Here is a 26,403-nt window from a genome sequence, read left to right as displayed (position 1 = left end):
CTTTTCTCCCGGCCCTTTTCTTTTATCGAAGTCGCCTTGATTTGGCCGCCGGAAAAAGAATAGTTTCCTCATCCTTCCACGGAAGCCGAGGAGCATAAGATGCAGGCCACCATCGAAAAACTGAAAGCAACGGCAAGCAGCACAGCCGCAACCGATCTGCGCGCCGCTTTTGCGGCCGACGACCAGAGATTCAGCCGTTTCAGCGTCAAATTCGATGACCTGCTGATGGATTACTCCAAATGTGCCGTCAACGAAGAGATCGTCACGCTTCTCGAACAGCTCGCGCGCGAAGGCGGTGTCGAGGCCAAGCGCGAGGAGATGTTCTCCGGCAAGGCCATCAACTTCACCGAAGACCGCGCCGTGCTGCATACCGCCCTGCGCAATCGTTCCAACACGCCCGTTCTCGTTGATGACAAGGACGTGATGCCTGATGTGAACGGCGTTCTGGCAGCCATGGGCAAGTTTGCCGATGCGATCCGTTCCGGCTCCCTGAAAGGTGCGACCGGGAAAAAGATTACCGACGTCGTCAATATTGGTATTGGCGGTTCCGATCTCGGCCCTGTTATGGCGACGCTGGCGCTTGCGCCCTTCCATGACGGCCCGCGTGCGCATTTCGTTTCCAATATCGACGGCGCGCATATTGCCGATACGCTGAAGCTTCTCGATCCGGAAACCTCTCTCTTCATCATCGCATCGAAGACCTTCACCACCATCGAGACGATGACGAATGCCGCCACCGCGCGCCGTTTCATCGCCGAAAAGCTGGGCGAAGGCGCCGTCAAGCATCACTTCGCCGCCGTCTCCACCGCGCTGGACAAGGTCGCCGCCTTCGGTATCGAAAGCGACCGCATCTTCGGTTTCTGGGACTGGGTGGGCGGACGTTATTCGATCTGGTCGGCCATCGGCCTGCCGCTGATGATCGCCATCGGGCCTGACAATTTCGGCAAGTTCCTGGATGGCGCGCATGCCATGGATCGCCACTTCCGCGAGGCGCCGATCCGCGAAAACCTGCCGATGCTACTCGGCCTCATCGGCTTCTATAACCGTAACGTGCTGGACTATCCGACACGCGCGATCCTGCCCTATGACCAGCGCCTGTCGCGTTTCCCGGCCTATCTTCAGCAGCTCGACATGGAATCGAACGGCAAGGGTGTGACCATCGACGGCACGCCGGTCGAAGGCCAGTCCGGTCCGGTCGTCTGGGGCGAGCCCGGCACCAATGGCCAGCACGCCTTCTACCAGCTGATCCATCAGGGCACGAGCGTCATTCCGGCCGAATTCATGATCGCCGCCAATGGCTTTGAGCCCGAACTGCGCCATCAGCACCAGCTTCTTATCGCTAATTGCCTGGCGCAGTCGGAAGCGCTGATGAAGGGACGTACGCTTGCCGAAGCGAAGGCCCAGCTCACCTCCAAGGGCATGGAAGACAGCCAAGCCGATTTCATCGCGCCGCACCGTGTCTTCACCGGCAATCGCCCCTCCATCACCTTCGTTTACGACAAGCTGACGCCCTTTGCGCTCGGCCGGCTCATCGCGCTCTATGAACATCGCGTTTTCGTGGAAGGTGTGCTGTTCCGCATCAACTCCTTTGATCAGTGGGGCGTGGAGCTTGGCAAGGAACTGGCCACCGGCCTGCTTCCCGTCGTGGAAGGCAAGGAGAGCGCCGCCGGCCATGACAGCTCGACACAAGGGCTGGTGAAGGCGCTGGCGGGTCTCGCCGGCTGAGGCTATCCTTTAAAAAAAAGCCGGAGCTGTCTCCGGCTTTTTTAATGCGCTTCGCTCAAATATAAAGTGCCGCCATCTTCCGCCACGCACCGGCACGATGGGCACGCCCTTCCCAGACATGCATCTGATGGCCCACCTGCTTGTCTGAAAGCAGACGGCTCAGATGTTGGTTGTTGTCGAGAAACGGGTCGGCATCGCCGATGGTGAAGACCATGTCGATGCGGCGCAGCTGTTCCAGCCGGAAGGGGCAGGCAAGGCCGGGCAGAAAATGGCTCGGCATGTGGAAATAGACGTCGTCGTCATAATAGCCGTCGAACAGATCGCCGAAGGATTCCACCCTCATCGTCAGGTCGTAGCGGCCGGAAAAGGCGACAAGCTTGGTGAAGAGATGTGGGTGGCGGAAAACGAGGCTGGCGGCCTGAAAGGCACCGAGGCTGCAGCCCTGCACAATGGTGCTGCCATCGGGATTTTTCTCGGCCATCAGCGGCAGCACTTCGTTGAGAATATAGGCCTCAAGTGCGGCGTGGCGGCGCACACGGTCGGCGGGGTGGTGATGGCCCGCGTAAAAACTTTCCCGTGCCAGACCCTCGATACAATAAAGCTGGAGGTGGCCGGCCTCCAGCTTGTCGGAAAGGCTCGCGACGATGCCCAATTCCTCATATTCGAAGAAGCGTCCGTCGCGTGTCGGGAACATCAGCACCTTCGCACCGGCATGACCAAATATCAGGAGTTCCATGTCGCGATGGAGCCTGTGACTGTACCAGCGGAGATATTCGCGTTTCATGGCACCTTTAAAAACCGTCTGATCTTGTCCTTATGGACCGCATCTTGCGATGCGCTGTCAGGGTATTCGAAATGGCCCGCGTCTAGGATGAAGATTTCATTAAATTTTGATTGCGGCACGGCATTGGCCACCGCGAACTGGCAGGGCGGCGCCACTGCCGGATCAAAAAGCGCGGGCGCGACGAGCATTGGCACCTTTATGCGGGCGGCGGCGCAGGCGGCATCGAACAGGCGCAGGGTTTCGAGCACCTTGGCGTGGGTCTTCTGATAGGTCTGAACCGCATCCGCGCTGCCAACGGTGGGCAGCGTCAACCAGAACGGCCGGTGGCCGAAGGTCGGCACGACAAGATGACCGCGGTCGATGCGCGCGTCGAAGGGGATGGCCAGGGCACCGATGCCGCCGCCGAAGCTGATGCCGCTATAGCCCACCTGCCCTTCCAGCCAGGGATAAAGGCTGACGAGCGTCGAGACGGCGACCCACAGATCATCAACGCAACCGCCGATGATGTAGTCATCCTTCCTGTCGATATTGTAGAGAACATGCAGGGTCGGATCGGACGAGATCGGCGGGCAGGCACTGAGTGAAAGCCCACGAAAACAGGGAAAAAGCACGGCTGTCTCTTCCACGGGCAAATCGAAATCGGGCTCTCCGCGTCCGCCATAACCATGGCCAACGACGAGACCGCGCCGCACCTGTCCCTCCCGCGGCAAAAGCAGCCACCCGCCGATACGGAAACCGTCAGTGGATGTATAGGTCACATCGAGGACCTGCCAGCGGGGGTGGGTTAACTTGCTCCGGCGCAGCACCGGTCGCGGATCTGTCGCAAGCGCACGGCGATAGCGTTTCTTCCAGAAATCATCAAAACCCGGCGGCGCTTCCGGCGGGGTAATGGCGAGCAATTGCTCTCGCTGCATGCCATAAGTGGGGTCGAAATCGAAAGGATGGGTTTTAGGAATGCTCATGCGACGCTTGTTTCGTGAAAGAACAGCGGAGACAAGCTTGATAATCGCGAAATTACGGTTTTTTACGGCTCTAGCGCCGGGAAGAGTGTTGAACCACCTTTTCAAAATGGCTCAACCGTGCCCTTCACAAACCGATTTCATGCGCGAAAGGCGGATTTGCGCCAGCCCGCGAGACAGTGACCGCAGCGGCTTTCGCGCCAAGCGCCAAAGCTTTTCTGATCTGCTCTTCGCTCAGCGAAGCCACCTGCGCTTTGGTCAGCAGGCCCTGCATTTTCAGCGAAGCAAGAATGCCGGCATCGAACGTATCGCCGGCGCCGACCGTATCGACCACTTCGACGCGCTCGGAGGCCACTTCCACCTTGAGATTGGCGCTGTAACCCACGGCACCCTTGGCGCCACGGGTGACAACGACGAGTTTTGCACCGTGGTGCAGCCAGTGGCGGGCAAGCGTGTCCTCGTCGCCTTCCAGACCGAACCACGCCAGGTCCTCATCCGAGAACTTGACGATGTCAGACATCGCCGCCATGCGGCGGATGCGGGCCATGTGCGACTGCTTGTTCTGGATGAAGCCGGGACGAATGTTCGGATCGAGCGAGATGACGCGGGTCTCATGCTCGCGCGTCATCAGCGCCTCATAGGTGCTGCCGCAGGGTTCGGGAATAAGGCTGATGGCGCCGAAATGCAGCGCTTCGCAATCCGCTCCCAAGGCCGGAAGTTCGGCCTCGGTGATCATCCGGCCGGCGGTGTTCTCGTCGTAAAAAGCGTAGGTCGCATGGCCATCAACCAGCTTAACGAACGCAATGGTGGTGGGGCGCGACAGGGTGGCGCAATAGCTGAAATCCACCTTGCTGGCCCGCAGGGTCTCCCGCAGGATATCGCCCATCATGTCGTCGGAAAGACCGGTAAAAAAGGCTGAAGGGACGCCAAGACGCCCCAGCGCAATTGCCGTGTTGAAGACCGCTCCGCCTGCGTAAGGGGCAAAGCCCGCCTCACCCAGCGTCGTCTGCCGGGGCAGCATGTCGATCAGGGCTTCACCACAACACAGGATCATTACGGTCCTCCTCAAAACAGCAAATCAAATGAACTTAAATCGATTTAGACGAAGATCGATCGGAAGGCCAGCCACAAGCTGGACTGGCCGCATCCGAAATCACGATTGCGGCAATTCGCTGACACCGCCGTGCTTCGCCGACCAGGGCAGCGGATTATCGAGGAAGGCTTCAACCCCCGACAGCGTCTTTTCATCGAACAGTTTTTCAGCCCGGGCGACAGCCAGAACATCGCGCCAGGTCGTCAGATAGTGCAGCTTGACATTGCCGTTGGCGAAACGCGCTTCGGCTTCTTCAAAGATGCCGTAATAGAAGAGCGCGATACCATGATCGACAATGCCGCCAGCCGCGCGGATGGCGTCGATGAAGGTGAACATCGAGCCGCCAGCCGTCGTCAGATCCTCGATAACGAGAACGCGAGCACCATCAGGCATATGGCCTTCGATCTGGGCGTTGCGGCCGTGACCTTTCGGCTTTTTGCGGCAATAGATCATCGGCAGGCCAAGACGCTCGGCAAGGAAAGCGGCGAAGGGAATGCCGGCCGTTTCACCACCGGCCACACAGTCGAATTTCTCGAAACCGGCCTCCCGCATGACAGCCGCTGCCGCAAAATCCATGGCTGCGGAGCGGATGCGCGGGAAGGAGATGAGCTTGCGCATGTCGATATAAACGGGGCTCTTCATGCCCGAAGCGAAGGTGTAGGGGCTTTCGGAATTGAAATGGACCGCCTTGATTTCCCACAACATCTTCGCAACCAGTTCCGCGACGACGGTGCGGTCAGTGAATGTGAAATGGTTCATAGGCGTTCTCCTTTTTCGGCCTTGGTTTATCGCTCCGAAACCCGCATCGGTGTTCGGAAAGCACGACATCTTTGTTTGGTATTTCGTACCCCCGCAGGCCAATGCCCGTGGATCATAACAAAACCGCCGGCAGTGCCGGCGGTCATAAAAATCAGTTTACATCCCAATGAAGCGGGAACATCGGATCGAATACGGTCACCGGCCCGGCGCCCGTTTCGATCTTTTCGGGAAACGCCACCGCTTCCTCGCGCTTGACCAGCGTGATCGTCTCGTCGTTCGGCGCAAGACCATACCAGGCCGGGCCGTTGAGCGAGGCGAAGGCCTCCAGCTTATCGAGGGCATTCTCATCCTCGAAGACATGGGCAAGGCAGCTCATGGTGTTGATGGAAGTATAGATGCCAGCACAGCCGCAGGCGCATTCTTTCAGCGGGTCCACATGTGGGGCGGAATCCGTGCCGAGGAAGAAGCGGGCATCACCCGACGTCGCAGCAGCCCGCAGCGCCAGACGATGCTCCTCGCGCTTGGCGACGGGCAGGCAATAATAATGCGGCTTGATACCGCCGACCAGAATGGCGTTGCGGTTGATGATGAGGTGGTGCGTGGTGATGGAGCCGGCCAGATTGGCATTGGAAGACTTGATGTAGTCCACGCCATCGCGGGTGGTGATGTGTTCCATCGTCACCTTCAACTCTGGCAGGCGCTGGCGCAGGGGCTCCAGAACCGTATCGATGAAGGCCTTCTCGCGGTCGAAAATATCGACGTCTGGCGTCGTCACCTCGCCATGCACGCAGAGCGGCAGGCCGATCTTTGCCATGCGTTCCAGCACCGGCATCGCCTTGTTGAAATCGCGCACGCCGCCATGAGAATTGGTGGTCGCACCCGCAGGATAGAGCTTTACGGCGGTGATGAGGCCGCTTTTTTTGCCCTCTTCCACGTCATCAGCAACAGTATCCTCAGTGAGGTAGAGGGTCATCAGCGGCTCGAAGCGGTCACCCTCCGGGATCGCCTTGAGGATGCGTTCTCGATAGGCGCTGGCATCGGCCGTGGTGACGACGGGCGGCACCAGATTCGGCATGATGATGGCGCGGGCGAAATGGCGGCTCGTATCCCCGATCACCCCTTCCAGCATGGCGCCATCACGAAGATGCAGGTGCCAGTCATCAGGGCGGCGCAGGGTGAGCGACTTCATCGGGATACCTCGGAACATGATGGAATTGCGCCCGCTTAGCATCTTTTGTCGCGGGAAAACAGCCGCCAGAGACCATCCGGCAGCTGTAAATGTCATTTTTTTGAAGCGTGCGTCAGATGTTGCCCGCTTCCGGACCCCAGACATCGGTCATGGCGAAACCATCGCCCAGCGGGTCGAAGGGATCGAGGCCAACCTGATGCAGACCGAAGGTGAAGCCGCGCCCGGCAATGGTGGGAATGACGGCCGGACGGCCGGCCACTTCGGTAACGGCGGAAAGGCCGACATCGAATTCCGACCCGATGATCGAGCGGGATTTATATTCGTCTCCCACCTTCACCTTGCCGCGCGCATAAAGCGTGGCAAGATTGGCGGAATTGCCGGTGCCACAGGGCGAGCGATCCGCGCGGCCCGGCCACATGGTCGTGCAGGTGCGGATCGAGCCGTCGGCATCAACATCCCGGAACATGACATAAGCGACGCCTGATATGGCAGGGATTTCCGGATGAACGACCGTCATTTCACGGTTGACGAGGTCCTTCAGAGTCATACCGGCGGCAACGAGTTTCGCAGCATTGGCCTTCTCAATGGTGAGACCGATCTGACGGACATCGACGAGTGCGTAAAAAATGCCGCCATAGGAAATGTCCATCGTCACCCTGCCCCATTCGGGCGTATCGATGCTGACATCCAGCTCATGCACGAAGGACGGCACCATGGTCAGCTTGACCTTTTCGCAGCGTCCGTCCCGGCAGGTGGCCGTCGCTTTGACGAGGCCGGCGGCCGTTTCCAGAATAATGACGGTTTCCGGCTCCTGCATCTCGACCATGCCGCTTTCCAGAAGCGCGGTCGTCGCGCAAATGGAATTCGAACCCGAACTGGCATGCGCCTGATCCGGCTGCAGAATGACGAAGGCGGCATGCGCATCCGGATGTTTCGGCGGCAGGAGGAGATCGACCGACCCCATGGGCGTGCCGCGCGGCTCCAGCGTCAGGAAGCGGCGCAAGGCTTCTCCTTGCGGATCGGTGTTCATCCAATGCAATTGCTCGGCCACCGTGTTGCCGGGTATTTTCGGTGCGCCGCCGGTGACGACACGGCCGATTTCGCCTTCGCAATGAACATCGAGAAGCTGGAGGGTGCGTTTCCAACGCATGGGGGTCTACTCCGGAAGTTGGGTTGAAGGCCCGACCATACAGATAAAAATACAAGCTGTATACAAATCTGCGGAAGGGCAATGACAAAAACGCCTGACGTTCCGCTACCCTCAGCCGCATCATGGCTTTAGCGACTGCGGCACTCCACCCGGTTTCGATTGGCGACGGCATCGCAGTTGACCCTTGACGACTGAAGCGCCTGATCGTCCACTACGGAACCGGCCGTATCACCCACCGACCCGACAGTGTTTTCGACGGAACGCCCAAGCCGCTCCACCTGCCTGCCATAATTTTCCCGCGTGCGTGGATCGAACACCGCAATCGGCGCGCTGACCACCACGCTGGCCGCTGTTCCAACCGTTTGCGCCGCGCCGATGCTGACAGCACCCAGCGCTTCGCCCAGACCGACGTCGGAATCCGTCACCGTCTGGCCGGCAATGAGACGGTCGCCGATCAGGCGGACGACCTCGGGGCTCTCGGCAAATTTACCGTGGTTCAGACGATCACCGGATTGCAGCTTGGTGAGATCGAGAACCGTTATCCCGGCCTTTTCCAGCTGGCTGCGATAGGGCTCGACGGATGGGTCGATCTGGCCCAGCCGATCGACATTGCCGGAAATGCGGCGCGACAGGCTGAGCGCACGGTCATCCTGTGAGACGAAGAGCGTGAATTTAGGCGGCGTCTTGCCGAGGCTGGTGAACTGCCGGCTGAACACATCCACATCGAGATCAGGCGCAGCCAGAATGACATTACCGATCTTCGGATCAACGCGGCCGTTGCGGATCGCCATCTGGCGCAACGCCTCAACCGCAAGCCAGGTGCCCATGGAATGCGCCATCACGGTGACCTCACCGATCGACTTGTCTCGTGCGAGGCGGGTCAACATTTCCTCAAGCGCATCGCGCGAGTAATTGGTGCTTTCCTTGTCGTAATTATAATCGAAAATACTGGCTCGCGACGGCCAGGTGAACACCACAGGTACGACATCCGAGCCGGAATCATAGACGATCTGGGCAAAGCGATAGACGGATTCCTCGTAACGATTATTAAAACCGTGTACGAAGACCAGCACGCGGCGGTCCTTCTTGATATGTTTGCTGATCCAGCTTTTCGTCTCCGCTTCGGAACGAATAGGCTCTACGGCAACCGTGGTGAAATCCTTCAGCGGGTTGGGCGGCAGCTTCTTCGGCCATTGCACCTGTCCGACCTTGCGGTTGGCCTTGGGCGGAATGGAGATCGTGACGGCATCGACTTTCAGGCCCGTTCCGCGCTCGCCGCCAAAAAGTACGGCGGCATTTTCCGATGGCGCACGCGTGGTGGCAACGAGAAGATTGACCGGCGTTGTACCCGCCACCGTCTGCCCCGTCGGCGTCATGACCCCGATGGGACGCCCGCCGCAGCCCGCAAGCAGGGCGACAATAGCGATTACGGCCACGAAACGAATGGGCATCACATCACTCTCCTACAACCCAGAGGCAGCCGGATAGCGGCCAGGGGGAGAGGATTTTCTACCGGAGGCGGAACTGCCGCGCCAGCAACCAACGCGGATCAGCGACACTTTCCGCCCCGGTGTGTCCGAACGGACCCAATTGCCGGGCGACAGGCCGGAAAACGCCCGCCTATCGCTGCGGCAGCATGGTGCCTCTTTCCCGAAGCGCATTGTGCCATGACAGCGCTTCTTCGATGAGATGCGGCGTGTGCCCGCCCCGCGCCGCTGCTCGCTGGTAATAATCCGTCAGCGCATCGCGATAGCTGGGATGCACGCAGTTTGCGATGATGACCGCTGCGCGCTCGCGCGGGGCCAGACCGCGCAGATCGGCTAGGCCCGTTTCTGTGACGAGAATATCGACATCGTGTTCGGTATGGTCGACATGGCTGACCATGGGCACGACGCTGGAAATGGCACCGCCCTTGGCGATGGATTTCGTCACGAAGATGGACATGTAAGCGTTGCGGGCAAAATCACCCGAACCGCCGATGCCGTTCATCATGTGAGTGCCACCGACATGAGTGGAATTGACATTTCCGTAAATATCGAATTCCAGAGCTGTGTTGATGCCGATGATGCCGAGGCGGCGGATGACTTCCGGATGGTTGCTGACCTCCTGCGGGCGAAGGATCAGTCTGCTCTTATACTCGGACAATCGTGGCATGACCTGCTCGTTCATGGCGGAGGAGAGCGTGATTGACGAACCGGAGGCGAAGGTCAGCTTGCCCGCATCGAACAGTTCGAAGGTCGAATCCTGCAGGACCTCCGAATACATTTTGAGATCGTGAAACGGCGTATCGATGAACCCGTGCATCACGGCATTGGCGATGGTGCCGATGCCTGCCTGCAACGGCTGGAGTTCATGCGTCATGCGGCCATGACGGACCTCATTCAGCAGGAATTCGGTGAGATGGCCGGCAATCGCCTTCGTCTCGTCATCCGGCGGCAGCACTGTCGAAAAACTGTCGCTCTTGTCGCTCAGCACAATGGCAGCGATCTTTTCCGGCGGCACCGGAATGAAAGGCAGGCCGACACGGCTATCCGTCGCCACGACGGGGATGGGCATACGGGTCGGGCGCTTGGCGGGAATGAAGATATCATGCAGCCCTTCCAGCACCTCGGGCTGCGACAGGTTGATCTCGACGATGACCTTATCGGCCAGAATGGCGAAACTTGCGGAATTACCAACCGAGGTGGTGGGTACGATGCCGCCTTCCGCCGTGATTGCCACCGCCTCGACAATGGCGATATCAACGCCATGGATCTGACCGCCGCGCAATTGCTCGACCGTTTCGGAAAGATGCTGATCGATGAACATCACCCTGCCGTCATTGATCGCCTTGCGCAAAGCCGGATCGGACTGGAACGGCATGCGGCGCGCCAGCATGCCGGCCTCGACCATGGTCTTGTCGAGATCGTTGCCGAGGGAGGCGCCGGTCATCAGGGTGATTTTCATGGGGTTGGTCTTGGCGCGCTCGGCCAGCGCCAGCGGCACTGCCTTGGCTTCACCGGCGCGCGTAAAACCGCTCATGCCCACCGTCATGCCATCCTGAATGAGACTGGCGGCCTCTTCGGCGCTGACGATCCTGTTCAAGAGGGACGCGTTGCGGATACGCTTTTCAAGCATGCACTTCTCCATGATCTGTCATCACGATGGCACGGCATTCGGTTGGCCACCTCTCGGGCGACTATGGCGTGCAGTTTGATCGATGAAACTGACATAGATCAAGGGTGTGAACGCAACTATGGCTTTCGCACATAAATCCCGTTCAACACATCGCAAGTGGCGCATCGGCGCGACAGGCTGAGAGGTCTTCAGACAGTCGCAGCCTCCTGATCGGCGCAAGACTTCCGCCAAGCCTCGCCATCGCCGACAAGCAACAAGGCGGAGGCGCCTCATCGCTGCCGGTAAAATCGCCCTGCGTCAGGGGCCTTCGCAGACCGGCGTCTGGCCCAGAACGGGCTGCCCAACTTCCGCATCATAGGCGCGCAGACCGAATGCACCGAGGCTTATGACCCGGTAGCAGGGATTACCGCCCGTCCACAGTGGATCGACAACATCGATATCGGTGATGAAACGATGCGCGCAGGCCTGACCGGAACTATAGGCAATGCCCTCCGCCGTCGTGCCTGCCATCGGCACATGGATATGGCCAAAAACAATATGGCGTATGCCGGCCGGGTGTGCTGCGAGGCGGCGCATGATGGCGCCATCATCATGCATGCCGATATGTTCGAAATGCCGGATGCCGCAATCCATCGGCGGATGATGAACGAACACCGTTATTGGCAGATCGCCCGCACTTTCCAGCGCATTCTCCAGCCATGTCAGACGATCTGCGCCATAGATGCCGCCGATGACATCGGCTTCGTGGCTGTCGAGAAACAGCAGGCGGCCGAATTCGGTATCGATGAAGGACTGGATATAGCCATTGTCGTCGCGCGGCTGCTCCGGGAATGCCGCCACGAATTCAGGACGGCGATCATGATTACCGAGCATCAACCGTGTGGGAATGGAGACGGGCGCGAGGATATCGCGCAGCAGCTCGTAGGCTTCCGGCTCGCCGTAATTGCAAAGATCGCCCGTCATGACAAGAAGATCGGCGTCAGCGTGTTTTTCGACGATATCGGCCACTGCCGCGCGCAGCTGATTTTCCGGGTCCACGCCGTTTATCGCGATGCCGGGCGGCAGAAGATGGGTGTCGGTGATCTGGATGATCTTCATTATCATTTTCCTACGCAAAATGGCTGCGGGAACGGATTTCCCCGCAGCTTCTTTTTTGTTCTGCTTATTTCAGCAGGGCGTTGGTCTGCTCGACGATCTGCTTGAGACCGGCTTCCGGCGTCACTTCACCGCGCATGACGGTGCCGATGATGTCGCGCTGCGTGCGCCAGATGCGAACGGAATCGCCGCCCGGATAACCAGCCCAGGGCAGAGAACGATCGGCCTGAAGCGAAGCGGTCTTCACATTCGGGTTCTCGACATAATAAGGAGCGAGGAAGTCCGGGCCGGTTGCCAGCTTGTTGGTCGGCAGGTAGCCGGTGATGCGAACGATGGTGTTCTGCGCTTCTGGACCGGTGATCCACTTCAGGTATTTCCACGCAGCATCCTGCTTGGCTTTTTCCTGCGTCAGGATGACGGCAGAGTTGCCGCCGGTCGGCACGCCGCCCTTTTCCTTGTTATCGAGCGGGAAGGTCGCCGTCTTCAGCTTGAAGCGGTCGCCAACCAGACCCTGGATCGTCTGAACGTGAGCGGGCGTCGAGAAGATGAAGCCGGTGAGGCCTGCGCCGAACTGCTGGCGCGACTGGTCCCAGTCGAGCAGGTTCTGACCACCTTCGGTAACGAACTGGCGGGTCATCTTCAGGGCGTTGAGGCCGATCTCGTTGTCGAAGGCAACGGTCTTGGTCTTGTCGTCGACGAGCTTGCCGCCCTGTTCGACAACGAGCGCCTGCCACAACCAGTCATCCGGCCAGCCGTTGATATCGTAGCTCATGCCAGCGAATTTCGGGTCGAGAGCCTTGATCTTCTTGGCGAGAGCGATGAGCTCCGGGAAGGTCGTCGGCATCTTGTCCGGGTCGCCGCCAGCCTTGGTGACGAGGTCGGAGTTGATGTAGATGATCGGCGAAGAAGCATTGACCGGCAGGCCGTATTGCTTGCCATCGATCTGGCCGAGTGCGGCCATCTTGGGGCTGTAGTTCTTGTCGAGGAAGGCCTGACCGCCTTCAGCCTGAATGAACGGGCCGAGATCGGTGATCTGGTTGCGCGGTGCAAGCGTGTGGACCAGTTCCGCCGTCAGATTGTAGCCCGAGAAATAAACGTCCGGCAGATTGCCCGTGACGGCAGAGCGCAGAACCTGCTGCTGGCCTTCGTTGTAACCGGCGGCCGGAGCGAGGAAGTTGATCTTCACGTCAGGGTTCTTCTTCATGAATTCATCTGCCAGCGGCTGATGGAATTTCGTGAAGCCCGGCAGGTTGTAAAGAACGTTGAGCGTGATTTCGTTGGCCAGAACCGGCTGTGCGAGGCCAGCAAAAGCCATGCCAAGAGCCAGACCGCCCATCACGGCGCGTCGGTTGAGTTTCATGTCAGTCTCCAGAAAGGTTGGGAGGAGGAAGTCTGAACGGCATCACTTGACGCCGGTCATGGTAATACCGGCGATGAAGTGCCGCCGTGCGAGGAGGAAGCACAGCACCATCGGCGCGGTAATCAGTGTGGCGCCCGCCATCAGCGCACCGTAATTCGCGCCGGATTCGACATCGGCGAAAAGCATCATGCCAAGCGGCGGCGGGGCGAGATTGGTGTCGGAGATGACGATCATCGGCCAGTAGAGATCGTTCCAGTGGGCAACGAGCGAAAAGATCGAGAAAGCCGCAAGCGACGGCAAAGAGCCGCGAAGCACCAGCCCCCAGCAAATCTCCATTTCCGAGAAACCATCCATACGGGCAGCCTCGATGATTTCATCGGGGTAGCTGCGGAAGGACTGGTTGAACAGGAAGATGGCGAAGACCGAAAGAAAGAACGGCATCATCATCGCGAAATAAGTATTCAAAAGCTGCGTCTTGGCCAGACCGACGAAGAGCGGCAACGCCAGCGCCTGGATGGGCACGCAGAGCGCTGCGATGACGAGACCCAGCAGCAGCTTGCGTCCCGGGAAGCGGAGTTTTGCCAGAGCATAGGCCGCCGGAACCGATGTGAGGATTTGCACGACGAGAATGCCGACGCAGACGATGACGCCGTTCAGCATGAAGCGTGCCATCGGCACCTGACCTGCCGCCCGGGCGTAATTGTCGGCCGCGTCGAATTTCTGCGGAATGGGCCAGAGCGAGACGTCGAATATTTCCGCCGGCGAGCGGATAGACGTCAGCGCCATCCAATAGAACGGCAGGAGCATCACGAAAGCGCCCAGCGCAAGGACGAGATGCGGGAAATATTTGCGGAATACGGCCATCAGTAATGCACCTTCCGGTCCATATGCAGCGTCTGGCCAATCGACAGGATCAGCACGATGACGAGGAAGATAATCGTCAGCGCGGCGGCATAACCGGTGTTGGAATATTCGAAACCTTCGAGATAAAGATCGAACAGCAGTGTTTCCGACCCGGAGCGGCCCTTGGTCAGCACGGCGACCGTCTCAAACACCTTGAAGGCAGAGATGGAGGTGGTGACGACCACGAACATGGTGGTCGGTCCGAGCATCGGCCATGTCACCGTCAGGAACCGGTCAACCGGGTTCTTTGCACCATCGAGCCGCGCCGCCTCGTGCAGATCCTTCGAGATGGCGGTGAGGCCGGCGAGGAAGAGCACCATGTTGAAGCCCAGAACCTGCCAGATGCCCATCAACGCCATGGTGGGGATGAGGAGAACGGGATTGGAGAGAAAAGCGACGGGCTCGAAACCCAGCCATTTGATCGCCGCGTTCACGGGACCAAGCGAAGGGTGCAGGAGAAACTGCCACACGGTCGCCATGGCGACGAGGGTTGCGGTGACGGGAAGGAAATAGGCCACTTCCCAAAAGGTGCGGCTGCGCTTGCGGTTATAGACCAGCAGAGCCACCCCGAGCGCGAGAAACACGCCGAAGGGAATGACGATGATCGCATAGAGGGCGGTGTTCGCCAGCGCGCGCAGGAAAACCGGATCCTGAAACGCCTTCACGAAATTGCCGAGGCCAATGAAGCGGGTGGAGAGCGCCCCAAGCCGGTAATCCGTGACGGAAAAACCGGCAAGAACGAACATCGGAACGATATAGATGGCCAGCAGCAGCAGGCCTGCGGGCGCTGCAAACATCAGGCCGCGCCACATCATCCGCCGGTCCGCCTTCGGCGGGCGCAAGCGAGACTTGGCACGCAGGGGCGTAGAGATATCGACAACCGTCATGCCGGCACCCGCTCACGCACCGTCACCTTGCGGCGCAGGCCATCGGCCGCGAAAAGATGCGCGCGTTCCGGTGCAAAGCCCAGGTTCATCATGCCATCTGCATCGGCGCCCAGCACCTCATCCGCGCCTTGACGCAGGGTCATGGAGACGGTCTCATCGCTCAGCAGGCGGCAGCTCACGAAGCGGTCGGCACCGTGGGTTTCGCTGCGCACCACACGGACGGTGAAACCTTCTTCGCCCGGCCGCAGGTCCTCGGCGCGAAGGCCGAGCGTCGCCGGGCCGGCATCACGGCCCGCACCCTCGATGCCAAGATCGCGTCCAAAAGCCGTGATCCTGCCCTGCGCATCGATTTCGACCGGCAGCAGGTTGATCGATGGCGTGCCGATAAACCGTGCGACGGTCAGTGTCGCGGGCTTACGGTAAAGCTCGTCCGGCGTACCGAGCTGTTCGATGCGGCCTTCCGACATCAGCGCAATGCGGTCAGACATGGTCATGGCTTCGATCTGGTCATGGGTGACATAGATGAAGGTCGCGCCAAGCCGGCGGTGCAGGCCCGCCAGTTCCTCGCGCATATGGGCGCGGAGCTTGGCATCGAGGTTAGAAAGCGGCTCATCCATCAGGAAGGCTGCGGGCGAGCGTACCAGTGCCCGGGCAAGCGCCACACGCTGGCGCTGGCCACCGGAAAGCTGCGCCGGCTTGCGATCCAGCAGATGCGCGATCTGCAGCGTCTCGGCAGCCTGTTCGACAGCGGCATCAATCTGCTTCAACGTTTCCGCGGGCGCTGCAAACCGGCCGATCAGCGGCAGGCGGGCAGCGAAAGGCAGGCGCCGCATGCGCAGCGGCGTCGCAATGTTCTGGCGCACGCTCATATGCGGATAAAGCGCATAGGACTGGAACACCATCGCCAGATTGCGATCGCTCGGATCGATCTCCGTCACATCCTGCCCGCCGATCGAAACCGAACCGCGATCCGGCGATTCCAGGCCCGCAATGATGCGCAGCAGCGTGGACTTGCCGCAACCAGACATGCCGACGAGCGACAGGAATTCCCCTGGGCGAATGGAAAGATCGATCTCTTTCAGAACATCGTCAGCCCCGAAGCCCTTGCCGATTCCTGAAAGTTCAAGTGATTGTGGCGTCATTCTGCGCTCCTTTTCTGGAGCGCATATGCTTATATTGTATGACAATATGACGAAGGTTTGGGGAAAGTTCTATGACACTCGAAAGCCCGATAATCTCGGGCAATCGGAAAACGTTACGGTATAGACCTCCACCTAAAGCCACTAATATTTAGGGGGATATTCCGACGTGTTTTCAGCACGCCTCCATCGGCTGGAAAACCGGGTCGGTGGCTCCGATCTACACGGCGGCGAGAATCACATGAGCCTTAATCTTGGCTGCCACCTCGCCCTTACCATGCCGGGCTTCAATCGCGGCAGCGGCACAATCAGTCGCTGCATTGAGCTTCCCCGGTGCCCTCGCCTCTATTTCCGTCCGCAGAACCGTTCCCTGACAATAGGCGACGGCCGGAATGCGCGGTGACGGGGCGCGGCTTTGCGCCGCCACCGTCTCGACGGTCACACGGGAAAAACCGGCATTCTCCAACTCGCGGCGTATCAACACCGTATCATGATAACCGTGTGGGGTGCGGGCCATGAAGCGCGGGGGATCATCGGGGAAAAGCCCGGCAAGGGCGTTCGTCACATCATCCGCGAAGTGATTTTCCTCGATGCGATCCCATACGTTGAATAAATAGTGCCCGCCGGGCTTCAACACCCGCTTTGCCTCACGATAGGCGGACAGGCGATCGTTAAAGAACATTGCACCGAACTGACAGAAAACCAGATCGAAAACAGCATTTTCAAAAGGCAGAAGCTGAGCATCCGCCTGTCGCCATTTTATGCGGTTGTCGGGTGCCTGTTGCGCTGCTGCAAAATCGAGCATCGGCTGATTGAGGTCGGTCACCACGTAATGTGCCGCTGGCAATAATCGGGGAATCATTTCCCGCGTGACGGCCCCGGTGCCCGCGGCGATTTCCAGAACGTCAATCGGCATCAAGGCAGCCGCGCGCCGCGCCAGATCAGCAGCGAATGGCGCAAAGATCAACGGCACCATATAGCGGTCGTAATTCTCCGGAATCGAACCCGCAAACACCTTGTCCGCTTCCAACATGGCTTTCACTCCGGGCCATCTGATGAGCGGAAGACTTTAACATATATTCGGGATGATCGGAATTCATTCGGCCTTACGGGGCTTCGACATCAACGCAGGCGGAGCAGCATTTGAAGACACCGATAGGCGGTCGCCACAACCAGCGACACGTCTCGGAAACTGTTTTTAAGGGAAAAGAAATGGCGCACCCGAAGAGATTCGAACTCCTGACCCCCAGATTCGTAGTCTGGTGCTCTATCCAGCTGAGCTACGGGTGCGTGCCGTTCCGGTCGTTTCCGGTGGCGTGGCGATCCTCTAAAACGTCCTCATTCCGAATGCAAGCGATTTCGTTTCGAAATTGTCATTTTTCCGCAGCAATTCGCGTATCACATTGATTATATTGTAAATTCCATCCAAGCTGTTTTTCGCGGGCCTGATCGGGCCTTGATTCCGCCGGAGATAATGGCTTTCCGAACCTGCAGCCGGGCGGGTTTTTCAGGCGGTTCTGGCTGCCTGTATGGAGGCGGCGCGGTCGGCGATTTCGATACGGAACTGCGTGCCGGGACCGGGCTTTTCGACAAGCGCGATCGTACCGCCGTGGGCAAGCACAAGTTCACGGGCAATGACCAGCCCGAGGCCCGTGCCGCCGGAACGGGCCGATCCCCTGAAAGCGGAGAACAGGTTCTCCTTGGCCTTGCGCGGCATTCCCGGCCCATTGTCGTCTATGACGATGCTGACGACGCTGCCGGCCCTCTGGGCCGAGATGGAAAGATGCCTTGGTGCCGAATTCGCCACGTCGGATTGCAGGGCCTGGACGGCATTGCGACAGAGATTGTGGATCACCCGGAAAAGCTGTTCGGAATCCGCATCCACCGTCAGATCGGGGGGGACGCTGTCGTGAAACTCGATGCCGCTATCGGGATCGAGGGCCAGAATATCGCGCACATCCCGCACCAGCAGGCTCAATGGCACTATCTTGCGTTTTGGCGCCCCCTCCGTCGCCTGACCATAGGCCAGAACCTCACCCGTATAGGCCACGGCACGGTCGATGGTGCGCAGCAGTTTCGGCGCGAAGCTCCTGACCATCGGGTCCTTGGCATCGACCAGACGGTCTGACATGAGCTGGGCGGAGGAGAGGATATTGCGCATGTCATGGTTGATCTTCGACACGGCAAGGCCAAGATCCACAAGGTTCTTCTGCTGCCGCAGCGTTTTCTGCAGTTCCGTCTGCATGTCGGCGAGATGGCGGCCCGCAACCGACAGTTCGTCGGTTCCCTCCTCCGGCACGAAAATCCGCTCGGGATTGCCCGGATCTTCCGAAAAATTCTGCATGCCGAGCGTCAGCCGGCGTATCGGCCGGATCATGATGCGGTTGATGGAGATGAAGATCAGGCCCGCGGTGACCAGCGACAGGACGATGGAAATCAGGAAAACGTTGCGAGCATAGGCAAGCATCGCCGCCCGCAGCTTGTTTTCGCCCAGTACGAGCTCGATGATCGTGTCGCTGTCTCCCACCACATCGAAGACGCGGATGACGCGGTTGCCGCCGAACAGCAGGGTGGAAAAGGCGTCCCGCACCGCCGCCGCCTGCGAAACATCGGAAAGATCATATTGCTCGTCGACGCCGGGCGGCGTTTCCGCTACGGCCAGCAGGCGCGACGTACCATCCTTGCGCAGGGCGATTAGCTTCGCTCCGGTTGCCATCAGCGTGTCGTTCTGCACGCTTCGCGGCAGTTCGGCCTGCAGGCCATCGATGACAGCACCGGCAGCGGCGGCCGTGTTCAGACGGTCACGCAGCCAGGAAAGACGCATATTGGCAACCGATGGCACGAAGATCAGCACCTCGGCGATCATCACGAAAATCACGGTCAGCAGCAGCAGCCGCCCGGAAAGGCCGGCGGTCAATCCCGGCATGCAATGCACCGGATCGTCTTGCGTGCGGTCCAAGCTGTCTACGCCTTTAGAAAACACCGGGCCATGATCCTGTATGCGCGCCGCTGCTTGCGTGGAACGGCTCGGTTTATATGCAGCAACGATAATAGGACCTAATGGATATTTTTCCAATGCGCTGCAAAACAAACGTCTTCAGTGCCGGAAAAACGAACGCCGCCCGAAAAGGGGCGGCGCTTGAGGCTAAGCCGGTTTGAGGCAAAACGGTAGGTCGTCTAGAATTCCTGCCAGTCGCCATGCGCCGGGGCTGCGGCGGGCTGGGCATTGAGCGCACGGCTGACGCTGTTCATCAGCTTACGCGCCGGAGACGACACGGCCGCCGTCCTGCCGGAGACGGCAACCGGCCCGGTGGATGCCGTCATCGGCCGTAAAGATTGCTCGATACGATGGCTGCGCTGCGCCGTCTCGGTGCCGACATTGAAGCGCGTCACCAGTGTTACGAGATGGTCCGCCTCGCTGCTCAGCTTATGGGTCGCGGCCGAGGTCTCCTCCACCATGGCGGCGTTGCGCTGCGTCACCTCGTCCATCTGGTTGATGGCAGTATTCACCTCGTGCAGACCGGTGGACTGCTCCCTGGCGGCCGTGGCGATCGAATGGATATGCTCGTTGATGGCGAGAACGCGGGTCTCGATCTCGCTCAACGCGCTGCCCGTTCTCTGCACCAGCGACACACCGCGGCCAACCTCCTCGCCGGATTTGGTGATCAGCGCCTTGATGTCCTTCGCCGCGGTTGCGGAACGCTGCGCCAGTTCGCGCACTTCCTGGGCGACGACGGCAAAGCCCTTGCCAGCCTCGCCCGCACGCGCCGCTTCCACACCGGCATTCAGCGCCAGCAGGTTGGTCTGGAAGGCGATCTCATCGATTACGTTGATGATCTGGCTGATTTCGCGCGAGGCGTGCTCGATGCGATCCATGGCGGAGACGGCATCACGCACGACACTGGCGGATTCTTCCGTCTTCTGTTTGGTTTCGGCAACCATGGCGCTGGCTTCCTGCGCACGATCGGTGGAATTACGCACAACGGCGGTGATTTCGTCCAGCGCGGCGGAGGTTTCCTCCAGTGCGGCGGCCTGCTGTTCCGTCCGCTTCGACAGGTCGTCGGCGGCCGAGCGCAGCTCGTTGGCGTTGCCGCTGATGCCTTCCGTGCTGCCGCGCACTTCACGCATCGTTTCCCGCAGCTTGGTCAGCGTCTGGTTGACGTTCTCCTTGAGTTCGGCGAAGACGCCGCGGAAGTCGCCGTCCATCTTTTCTGTCAGGTCACCACGCGCCAGACCTTCGATGACGCGGCTGGTCTCGGAGACGCCGTTGTCTACCCCGATGAGCAATGCATTGATCGTTGTTGCGAAACGGTTGAGGTTGTCGTCGCCATAATCCTTGTTGATACGGCGGCTGAAATCACCCCCTGCCGCAGCATCGACGACAACAGCCATGCCGGCCTGAAGATCGTCGCTCTTGGCGCGCATGGCTGTTTCCTGAGCGTTCATGCGGCGTACTTCGCGGCCGTTCTTTTTGAAGACTTCAACAGCCGCCGCCATTTCACCGATCTCGTCGTTCTGGCCGAGATAGGGCACATCCGCGTCCAGATTTCCGTCAGCCACGGCGTTCATCACTTCCGAAACCCTGCGGATCGGCGCACTCAATTGCCGTGCTCCAATATAAAGACCGAAGGCCGCGCCGGCCAATATGCCACTGCCGGTGACGGTGATGACCAGCCAGAATGTTGTCGTTACAAAACCGTCGATGCCGGCCTTGACGGCCTCAAGCTCGGCAATGTCGTTCTTCACGACGGCGTCGATTTCCGCCTGATAGGCTTTGCGGTTGGCCCGGTTCGCCTCGTTGTTGCCCTGCTGGTTGGCCGCCTGCGGGCCAGCTTCACGGGCAAGCCGCGCGGTCTCAAGGCGGAAGGTCTTGAACTCCTTGAAGCGGCTGGAGAGATTATCGAAGGTTGCCTTCTGTTCCGCCGGAACGAGAGGGGTCCATGTGGCGATCAGCTTCTCCATGGCATCGAGGTTCTTGACGATGCCGTCCGCAAAGGGCGCCGCCTTTTCGATATCGGCAGCGGCATAGACCCCGCGCGCCTCCATCACGACCGCGGTAACCAAGCGGTTGAGCGCCTCGCCCTTATAGGCGCGCTCCGCCGCCTTTTCATATTCGACCGTGCGGACCCGGAATTCGCTGACCGCATAGATGGACAGTCCACCGATGGTACAGGCCACAAGGCTCATCAGCCCGACAAGTAGATTGATACGACCGCGAATTCTCAATTTCGTTCCCCCAACAAAAACCAGCGCCAAGATGAAAATGGGACGCTGGCATAACTTTTCGCGTCACAAGATTTATCAATGCCGCGTTAAGAAAGAATTTCGTATTTTATCGGTTACGCATGGAAATGCGTGCGCACGACCCGCCGAGGAAGCGAACCTCATGCGCTTTTCCGCAAAAGGTGAAGTGCTAAAACCCCTCCGGCAATTGACTTTGCTCGGCCTATGCCCTTATAAGCCGCGCACGCTCGGCCATAGAAAGCTCGCCCAGGCGGGGTTAGCCGTGCAAAAAACGAAACGCTGTTGCAAATAATTGCAAATTCAAGAAGGGCCGCACACCGCGGTATTAAATAAATGTCTAAGCGTACTTTCCAACCGTCCAAGCTTGTTCGCAAGCGTCGTCATGGTTTCCGTGCCCGCATGGCTACTGCCGGCGGCCGCAAGGTTCTCGCAGCCCGCCGTGCGCGCGGCCGCGCACGTCTGTCGGCTTAATTGCCGAGCCTGTGGCCCGATGAAAGTCGCGGGCACATGAGCGAGACTAAAAAACAACCCGGCCGGCTTAAAAACCGGTCGGAGTTTCTTGCCGTTCAGGCGGGGGAAAAACGGCGGGGAAGCACCTTTCTTGTGGAAGTGCTTGACCGGAGAGCCCCGGAAACCGAGCCTCGCGTCGGTTTTACCGTAACAAAAAGACAAGGCAACGCGGTCGAGCGAAATCGCATGCGCCGCCGTCTCAAGGAAGCCGTCAGGCTTTCTGCCGGGGTCGCAATGAAGCCCGGTCATGACTATGTGATTGTCGCCCGCAGGGACGTACTCGATACCGCCTTCCCGAAACTTCAGTCTCTCCTTATCGAGCGCATTGAAGGAACGGCGAAACCGAAACGGTCCCAGGAGACCCGCTCCAGGAAAGAATGATGGAAAAGAACCGCAATTACTTCATCGCGATAGCCCTTTCGGTTGTCATCGTCCTCGCCTGGCAATTCCTTTACATGAATCCGCGCATCGAGCAGCAGCGCCGCGCCGAAGAGGCCCGCCAGGCGCAGCAGCAGACGACGCAGCAACAGCCGGCACCGGGTGCCGCACCCGGCGCGACCGTCGAAGGTGCACCGCCCGCCTCCTCCACGCAGGCCGCCGCCACGGCGACACGGGAAGAAGCGATCGCCAGGACCCAGCGCGTTGCTATCGACACCAACGCCATTGCCGGCTCGATCAACCTGACCGGCGCCCGTTTCGATGACATCCGGCTCAAGGGCTATCATGAGACCGTCGATGACTCGAGCCCGATCATCACGCTGTTTTCGCCTGCCGACACCAAGGACGGTTACTTCACCGAACTCGGTTACGTTGCAGCACAGGAAGTCGGCGGCGTTCCCGGTCCGACGACCGTCTGGACGCTTGCAAGCGGCGACAAGCTGACGGAAACCACCCCGGTCACCCTGACCTACACCAATTCCAAGGGTGTCGTTTTCTCGCGTACGGTTTCGATCGACGAGCATTACATGCTCTCGATCGCCGACAAGGTCGAGAACCCCGGTCAGGCGGCGATTTCCTTCGCGACCTACGGCCGCGTGACGCGCAACAACAAGCCGGTAATTCCCCCTGTATTCGTTATTCATGAGGGTTTTCTTGGCGTTTCCGGCAAGGACGGCAGCCTGACGGAAAAGAAATATAAAGACGTCGAAGAGGAGCCGGTAACGGTTGCCAAGGCGACCGGCGGCTGGCTCGGCATCACCGACAAATATTGGGCCGCGGCCATTGTTCCGCCGCAGACGACGCCGTTCGAAACCCGCTATTCCCACATCACCGGCAATCAGCCGAGCTATCAGGCCGATTTCAAGAGCGACTCGATGACGGTCGAAGCCGGCCAGTCCATCGAACTGAAGAGCCTCGTCTTCGCCGGTGCCAAGGAAGTGCCGCTGGTCGATCGTTACGAGACCGAATATTCCGTTCCGAAGTTCGACCTTCTGATCGACTGGGGCTGGTTCTACTTCATCACCAAGCCGATGTTCAAAATGATGGACTTCTTCTTCCGTTATTTTGGCAATTTCGGCGTGGCCATCCTGCTCACAACCATTGTCGTCAAGGCGCTCTTCTTCCCGCTCGCCAGCAAGCAATACGCATCCATGGCGAACATGAAGCGCATGCAGCCGAAGATGGAAGAGCTGAAGGCCAAACATGGCGATGACCGTATGGCCATGCAGCAGGCGATGATGCAGCTCTACAAGGAAGAGAAGATCAACCCGGTTGCCGGTTGCTGGCCGATGCTGCTGCAGATTCCGGTCTTCTTCGCGCTCTACAAGGTCATCTATGTCACCATCGAAATGCGGCATGCACCGTTCTTCGGCTGGATTCACGACCTTTCCGCGCCCGATCCGACCTCGCTGTTCAATCTGTTCGGCCTTCTGCCCTACGACGTGCCGCATTTCCTGATGATCGGCGTCTGGCCGCTCGTCATGGGCATCACGATGTTCCTGCAGATGCGCATGAACCCGACGCCGCCCGATCCGACACAGGCGATGATCTTCACCTGGATGCCGCTGATCTTCACCTTCATGCTGGCCTCCTTCCCGGCTGGTCTGGTCATCTACTGGGCGTGGAACAACACGCTCTCCATCAGCCAGCAGGCCCTCATCATGAAGCGTCACGGCGCCAAGATCGAACTGTTCGATAATATAAAAGGGCTGTTCAAACGAAAGCCGGTGCAATCGAAATGAGTGAGACCGGCACGGCAACCGAAAAGCCCCTGTTCGGGCGACCCTGGATTTTCATTCGCGGCGTTCCCGCGATGAAATTCCTGCCGCCTGAGGGCCCGCCGGAGATTGCATTTGCCGGTCGCTCGAACGTCGGCAAGTCCTCGCTCATCAACGCATTGGTGGGTCACAAGGGACTTGCACGCACCTCCAACACCCCCGGACGCACCCAGGAACTGAACTATTTCGTTCCCGAAGGTTATTCCGGCGAGCCGGGCGACCTGCCGCCGATGGCGCTGGTCGACATGCCGGGTTACGGTTATGCGCAGGCACCCAAGGATCATGTCGATGCCTGGACGAAACTTGTCTTCGATTATCTGCGTGGCCGCGCGACGCTGAAGCGCGTTTACGTGCTGATCGATTCCCGCCATGGCATCAAGAAGAACGACGAAGAGGTCCTGAGCCTGCTCGACAAGGCGGCCGTGTCCTATCAGGTCGTGCTGACGAAGACGGACAAGATCAAGGACGTTGGCGTTCCCCGGCTGATTGGCGAAACGCTGGAGAAAATCCGCAAGCGTCCCGCTGCCTATCCCGAAGTTCTTGCCACCTCGTCGGAAAAATCCTTCGGGCTGGACGATCTGCGGGCTGAGATCGTCAGAACGGTTTTGCTCTAAAGCGTTTTCGCGTCAGGCGATGGTGAAAAGCAGAACGGCGGTCCAGAGCATCGCCGTCAGCGCCAGAAGCCGCCAGAAGCGCACGGAATTCCAGACTTCCGAAAACATGGCGGCGAACACGCTGCCGCCGCGCAGCGGCTGACTTCTGAAAGGCAGGCCGGGTCTGGCCGGGTCCCTTTCAAGCAAAACGGCCATCGTCGCTTTTTCCCGATATTCCGTTTCGGCGAGATTTTCCCGCCAGCGCCTGACCATGGCGGCAAATTGGCGATCGCGCTTCACGCGCTTTGTAAGCTCCGCCATGCTTTCCGGCGGCAGGGCACCCAGCACATATTCGCCGGCGAGCACTTCGTCCCGCAAACCGCTCTGCTTGTCTCGATCCGGTGCCGTCATGGGTCTTCAAACTCCTCGGTCGTTCAGGCCAGCATCGTTTCACGACGCGCGACATGTCCGTCGCCCTGCTGAATAACCCCTCCCCTGCTTCCAACAAAGCTGGTCCGATTGGTGCTTTATGTCAATCTTATTACGCAGCTGACGCCGTCCAAAAACAGAATTTTACTATGGGCCGACACAATAAGGCCCGGAGGTTATTTCATTCGTCAAAAGCGGAGATTCGCCTGTCCTTGCAAACGCGGCGACATGTCGAATCCATGCATCCTGCACCGCAAAAATCGATTCCGATTTTCGCGCCGATGCTGTAGAGCGATGAAAGGCTCTTCCGGCCGCCACCATAGACCGAGGTTTTTCGATGACTTCTTCCGAAAGCGAAATTCAGGCACGGCTGCTCGCGCAGGCTTTGCCCTTTATGCAGAAATACGAAAACAAGACAATCGTGGTGAAATATGGCGGTCACGCCATGGGCGATTCCACGCTTGGCAAGGCTTTCGCGGAAGATATCGCCCTGTTGAAGCAGTCCGGCATCAACCCCATCGTCGTCCATGGCGGCGGCCCGCAGATCGGTGCGATGCTGTCGAAGATGGGCATTGAATCGAAATTCGAGGGCGGCCTGCGCGTCACCGATGCCAAGACAGTCGAAATTGTTGAAATGGTTCTGGCCGGCTCGATCAACAAGGAAATCGTCGCCCTCATCAACCAGACAGGCGAATGGGCCATTGGGCTGTGTGGCAAGGACGGCAACATGGTCTTCGCGGAAAAGGCGAAAAAGACCGTTATCGATCCCGACAGCAATATAGAGCGCGTGCTCGATCTCGGTTTCGTCGGTGAAGTCGTGGAAGTCGACCGCACCTTGCTCGATCTGCTTGCCAAATCGGAGATGATCCCGGTCATCGCGCCCGTCGCTCCCGGCCGTGACGGCGCCACCTACAACATCAATGCCGATACTTTCGCCGGCGCCATTGCCGGTGCGCTTCACGCCACGCGCCTTCTGTTCCTCACGGATGTGCCTGGTGTTCTCGACAAAAACAAGGAACTCATCAAGGAACTGACCGTGTCTGAGGCGCGTGCGCTCATCAAGGACGGCACGATTTCCGGCGGCATGATCCCGAAGGTCGAGACCTGCATCGATGCCATCAAGGCCGGTGTGCAGGGTGTGGTGATCCTCAACGGCAAGACGCCGCACTCCGTGCTTCTGGAAATCTTCACGGAAGGTGCCGGCACGCTCATCGTGCCCTGATGCATTTCAGTGGCGGATGGCAAGCCTGT

Annotated in this window: 23 protein-coding genes and 1 tRNA gene; 6 read left to right on the top strand and 18 right to left on the bottom strand. The window is 59.3% G+C overall.

The features are described from left to right. Positions 1-99: 99 nt before the first annotated feature. Positions 100-1,725, top strand: a complete 1,626-nt coding sequence (gene pgi / locus ATU_RS01945; RefSeq protein WP_010970874.1) for a glucose-6-phosphate isomerase — start codon at positions 100-102, stop codon at positions 1,723-1,725. A 55-nt stretch (positions 1,726-1,780) separates the two neighbouring features. Here pgi and ATU_RS01940 read toward each other — a convergent pair whose 3' ends face one another. From ATU_RS01940 to ATU_RS01860, 17 genes are all read right to left on the bottom strand, one after another. Beyond that, positions 1,781-2,509 carry an esterase family protein gene (locus tag ATU_RS01940; protein WP_010970873.1) on the bottom strand — a complete coding sequence of 243 codons (729 nt, stop codon included), beginning with the start codon at positions 2,507-2,509 and terminating at the stop codon, positions 1,781-1,783. Beyond that, on the bottom strand, positions 2,506-3,471 hold the full coding sequence (locus tag ATU_RS01935) for an acetylxylan esterase (RefSeq protein ID WP_010970872.1): 966 nt from the start codon (positions 3,469-3,471) through the stop codon (positions 2,506-2,508). The genes ATU_RS01940 and ATU_RS01935 overlap by 4 nt, the downstream gene beginning before the upstream one ends. A gap of 124 nt (positions 3,472-3,595) precedes the next feature. After that, positions 3,596-4,522 (bottom strand): carbohydrate kinase family protein, encoded by a 927-nt coding sequence (locus ATU_RS01930; RefSeq protein ID WP_006310651.1) that lies wholly within the window; start codon positions 4,520-4,522, stop codon positions 3,596-3,598. 99 nt (positions 4,523-4,621) lie between these two features. Then, positions 4,622-5,320 carry an orotate phosphoribosyltransferase gene (locus ATU_RS01925; RefSeq protein WP_010970871.1) on the bottom strand — a complete coding sequence of 233 codons (699 nt, stop codon included), beginning with the start codon at positions 5,318-5,320 and terminating at the stop codon, positions 4,622-4,624. 151 nt (positions 5,321-5,471) lie between these two features. Further along, the gene (pyrC, locus tag ATU_RS01920) at positions 5,472-6,509 is read right to left on the bottom strand and encodes a dihydroorotase (protein ID WP_010970870.1); all 1,038 of its coding nucleotides are present in this window, start codon (positions 6,507-6,509) and stop codon (positions 5,472-5,474) included. 112 nt (positions 6,510-6,621) lie between these two features. Further along, positions 6,622-7,659, bottom strand: a complete 1,038-nt coding sequence (locus ATU_RS01915; RefSeq protein ID WP_010970869.1) for a 4-hydroxyproline epimerase — start codon at positions 7,657-7,659, stop codon at positions 6,622-6,624. A 128-nt stretch (positions 7,660-7,787) separates the two neighbouring features. Next, positions 7,788-9,110 (bottom strand): alpha/beta hydrolase, encoded by a 1,323-nt coding sequence (locus ATU_RS01910; protein ID WP_010970868.1) that lies wholly within the window; start codon positions 9,108-9,110, stop codon positions 7,788-7,790. Between the two features lie 169 nt (positions 9,111-9,279). Further along, positions 9,280-10,776 (bottom strand): acetyl-CoA hydrolase/transferase family protein, encoded by a 1,497-nt coding sequence (locus ATU_RS01905; protein WP_010970867.1) that lies wholly within the window; start codon positions 10,774-10,776, stop codon positions 9,280-9,282. Positions 10,777-11,073: 297 nt separating this feature from the next. Continuing rightward, positions 11,074-11,874, bottom strand: a complete 801-nt coding sequence (locus tag ATU_RS01900; protein WP_010970866.1) for a phosphodiesterase — start codon at positions 11,872-11,874, stop codon at positions 11,074-11,076. 64 nt (positions 11,875-11,938) lie between these two features. Next, a complete protein-coding gene (locus tag ATU_RS01895; RefSeq protein ID WP_006310644.1) occupies positions 11,939-13,231 on the bottom strand; it encodes an ABC transporter substrate-binding protein in 1,293 nt (430 codons plus the stop codon). A gap of 42 nt (positions 13,232-13,273) precedes the next feature. Next, positions 13,274-14,095, bottom strand: coding sequence for a carbohydrate ABC transporter permease (locus ATU_RS01890; protein WP_006310642.1), 822 nt, complete (start codon positions 14,093-14,095; stop codon positions 13,274-13,276). Next, positions 14,095-15,021 carry a carbohydrate ABC transporter permease gene (locus ATU_RS01885; protein WP_010970865.1) on the bottom strand — a complete coding sequence of 309 codons (927 nt, stop codon included), beginning with the start codon at positions 15,019-15,021 and terminating at the stop codon, positions 14,095-14,097. The genes ATU_RS01890 and ATU_RS01885 overlap by 1 nt, the downstream gene beginning before the upstream one ends. Then, positions 15,018-16,163 (bottom strand): ABC transporter ATP-binding protein, encoded by a 1,146-nt coding sequence (locus tag ATU_RS01880; RefSeq protein WP_035256149.1) that lies wholly within the window; start codon positions 16,161-16,163, stop codon positions 15,018-15,020. The genes ATU_RS01885 and ATU_RS01880 overlap by 4 nt, the downstream gene beginning before the upstream one ends. A 217-nt stretch (positions 16,164-16,380) precedes the next feature. After that, positions 16,381-17,193, bottom strand: coding sequence for a class I SAM-dependent methyltransferase (locus ATU_RS01875; protein ID WP_010970863.1), 813 nt, complete (start codon positions 17,191-17,193; stop codon positions 16,381-16,383). Between the two features lie 180 nt (positions 17,194-17,373). Then, positions 17,374-17,450 (bottom strand) — tRNA-Arg (locus ATU_RS01870). Between the two features lie 217 nt (positions 17,451-17,667). Then, positions 17,668-19,086 (bottom strand): sensor histidine kinase, encoded by a 1,419-nt coding sequence (locus ATU_RS01865; protein WP_035256147.1) that lies wholly within the window; start codon positions 19,084-19,086, stop codon positions 17,668-17,670. A 251-nt stretch (positions 19,087-19,337) separates the two neighbouring features. Beyond that, positions 19,338-21,386: a methyl-accepting chemotaxis protein gene (locus ATU_RS01860; protein WP_010970861.1), complete on the bottom strand. Its 2,049-nt coding sequence runs from the start codon at positions 21,384-21,386 to the stop codon at positions 19,338-19,340. Between the two features lie 351 nt (positions 21,387-21,737). Between ATU_RS01860 and rpmH the strand changes: the two genes are divergently transcribed. Genes rpmH through yihA form a run of 4 tightly spaced genes read left to right on the top strand, consistent with a single transcriptional unit; the run spans position 21,738 to position 24,744 of the window. Continuing rightward, positions 21,738-21,875, top strand: coding sequence for a 50S ribosomal protein L34 (rpmH, locus tag ATU_RS01855; protein ID WP_010972613.1), 138 nt, complete (start codon positions 21,738-21,740; stop codon positions 21,873-21,875). A 36-nt stretch (positions 21,876-21,911) separates the two neighbouring features. After that, positions 21,912-22,295 carry a ribonuclease P protein component gene (gene rnpA, locus ATU_RS01850; protein WP_010970859.1) on the top strand — a complete coding sequence of 128 codons (384 nt, stop codon included), beginning with the start codon at positions 21,912-21,914 and terminating at the stop codon, positions 22,293-22,295. Continuing rightward, positions 22,295-24,094, top strand: a complete 1,800-nt coding sequence (gene yidC / locus ATU_RS01845; protein WP_006310230.1) for a membrane protein insertase YidC — start codon at positions 22,295-22,297, stop codon at positions 24,092-24,094. Before rnpA ends, yidC begins: the two co-directional genes overlap by 1 nt. After that, positions 24,091-24,744, top strand: coding sequence for a ribosome biogenesis GTP-binding protein YihA/YsxC (yihA, locus tag ATU_RS01840; RefSeq protein ID WP_010970858.1), 654 nt, complete (start codon positions 24,091-24,093; stop codon positions 24,742-24,744). The genes yidC and yihA overlap by 4 nt, the downstream gene beginning before the upstream one ends. A 12-nt stretch (positions 24,745-24,756) precedes the next feature. Here the strand turns inward: yihA and ATU_RS01835 are convergent, their stop codons facing one another. Further along, the gene (locus ATU_RS01835; protein WP_010970857.1) at positions 24,757-25,134 is read right to left on the bottom strand and encodes a hypothetical protein; all 378 of its coding nucleotides are present in this window, start codon (positions 25,132-25,134) and stop codon (positions 24,757-24,759) included. 355 nt (positions 25,135-25,489) lie between these two features. Between ATU_RS01835 and argB the strand changes: the two genes are divergently transcribed. After that, positions 25,490-26,374, top strand: a complete 885-nt coding sequence (gene argB, locus ATU_RS01830) for an acetylglutamate kinase (protein WP_006310227.1) — start codon at positions 25,490-25,492, stop codon at positions 26,372-26,374. Positions 26,375-26,403 lie beyond the last annotated feature (29 nt).

The sequence above is a fragment of the Agrobacterium fabrum str. C58 genome (assembly GCF_000092025.1).
Lineage (GTDB): Bacteria > Pseudomonadota > Alphaproteobacteria > Rhizobiales > Rhizobiaceae > Agrobacterium > Agrobacterium fabrum.
The sequence above is the reverse complement of the archived record's forward strand: the minus strand, read 5'-3'. Positions and strand labels throughout refer to the sequence as shown.

Bases quoted from the DNA above. Each gene is read 5' to 3' on its own strand.
- pgi (WP_010970874.1), top strand. From the start codon at position 100: ATGCAGGCCACCATCGAAAAACTGAAAGCAACGGCAAGCAGCACAGCC.
- ATU_RS01940 (WP_010970873.1), bottom strand. From the start codon at position 2,509: ATGAAACGCGAATATCTCCGCTGGTACAGTCACAGGCTCCATCGCGAC.
- ATU_RS01935 (WP_010970872.1), bottom strand. From the start codon at position 3,471: ATGAGCATTCCTAAAACCCATCCTTTCGATTTCGACCCCACTTATGGC.
- ATU_RS01930 (WP_006310651.1), bottom strand. From the start codon at position 4,522: ATGATCCTGTGTTGTGGTGAAGCCCTGATCGACATGCTGCCCCGGCAG.
- ATU_RS01925 (WP_010970871.1), bottom strand. From the start codon at position 5,320: ATGAACCATTTCACATTCACTGACCGCACCGTCGTCGCGGAACTGGTT.
- pyrC (WP_010970870.1), bottom strand. From the start codon at position 6,509: ATGAAGTCGCTCACCCTGCGCCGCCCTGATGACTGGCACCTGCATCTT.
- ATU_RS01915 (WP_010970869.1), bottom strand. From the start codon at position 7,659: ATGCGTTGGAAACGCACCCTCCAGCTTCTCGATGTTCATTGCGAAGGC.
- ATU_RS01910 (WP_010970868.1), bottom strand. From the start codon at position 9,110: ATGCCCATTCGTTTCGTGGCCGTAATCGCTATTGTCGCCCTGCTTGCG.
- ATU_RS01905 (WP_010970867.1), bottom strand. From the start codon at position 10,776: ATGCTTGAAAAGCGTATCCGCAACGCGTCCCTCTTGAACAGGATCGTC.
- ATU_RS01900 (WP_010970866.1), bottom strand. From the start codon at position 11,874: ATGAAGATCATCCAGATCACCGACACCCATCTTCTGCCGCCCGGCATC.
- ATU_RS01895 (WP_006310644.1), bottom strand. From the start codon at position 13,231: ATGAAACTCAACCGACGCGCCGTGATGGGCGGTCTGGCTCTTGGCATG.
- ATU_RS01890 (WP_006310642.1), bottom strand. From the start codon at position 14,095: ATGGCCGTATTCCGCAAATATTTCCCGCATCTCGTCCTTGCGCTGGGC.
- ATU_RS01885 (WP_010970865.1), bottom strand. From the start codon at position 15,021: ATGACGGTTGTCGATATCTCTACGCCCCTGCGTGCCAAGTCTCGCTTG.
- ATU_RS01880 (WP_035256149.1), bottom strand. From the start codon at position 16,163: ATGACGCCACAATCACTTGAACTTTCAGGAATCGGCAAGGGCTTCGGG.
- ATU_RS01875 (WP_010970863.1), bottom strand. From the start codon at position 17,193: ATGTTGGAAGCGGACAAGGTGTTTGCGGGTTCGATTCCGGAGAATTAC.
- ATU_RS01865 (WP_035256147.1), bottom strand. From the start codon at position 19,086: ATGCCGGGATTGACCGCCGGCCTTTCCGGGCGGCTGCTGCTGCTGACC.
- rpmH (WP_010972613.1), top strand. From the start codon at position 21,738: ATGTCTAAGCGTACTTTCCAACCGTCCAAGCTTGTTCGCAAGCGTCGT.
- rnpA (WP_010970859.1), top strand. From the start codon at position 21,912: ATGAGCGAGACTAAAAAACAACCCGGCCGGCTTAAAAACCGGTCGGAG.
- yidC (WP_006310230.1), top strand. From the start codon at position 22,295: ATGGAAAAGAACCGCAATTACTTCATCGCGATAGCCCTTTCGGTTGTC.
- yihA (WP_010970858.1), top strand. From the start codon at position 24,091: ATGAGTGAGACCGGCACGGCAACCGAAAAGCCCCTGTTCGGGCGACCC.
- ATU_RS01835 (WP_010970857.1), bottom strand. From the start codon at position 25,134: ATGACGGCACCGGATCGAGACAAGCAGAGCGGTTTGCGGGACGAAGTG.
- argB (WP_006310227.1), top strand. From the start codon at position 25,490: ATGACTTCTTCCGAAAGCGAAATTCAGGCACGGCTGCTCGCGCAGGCT.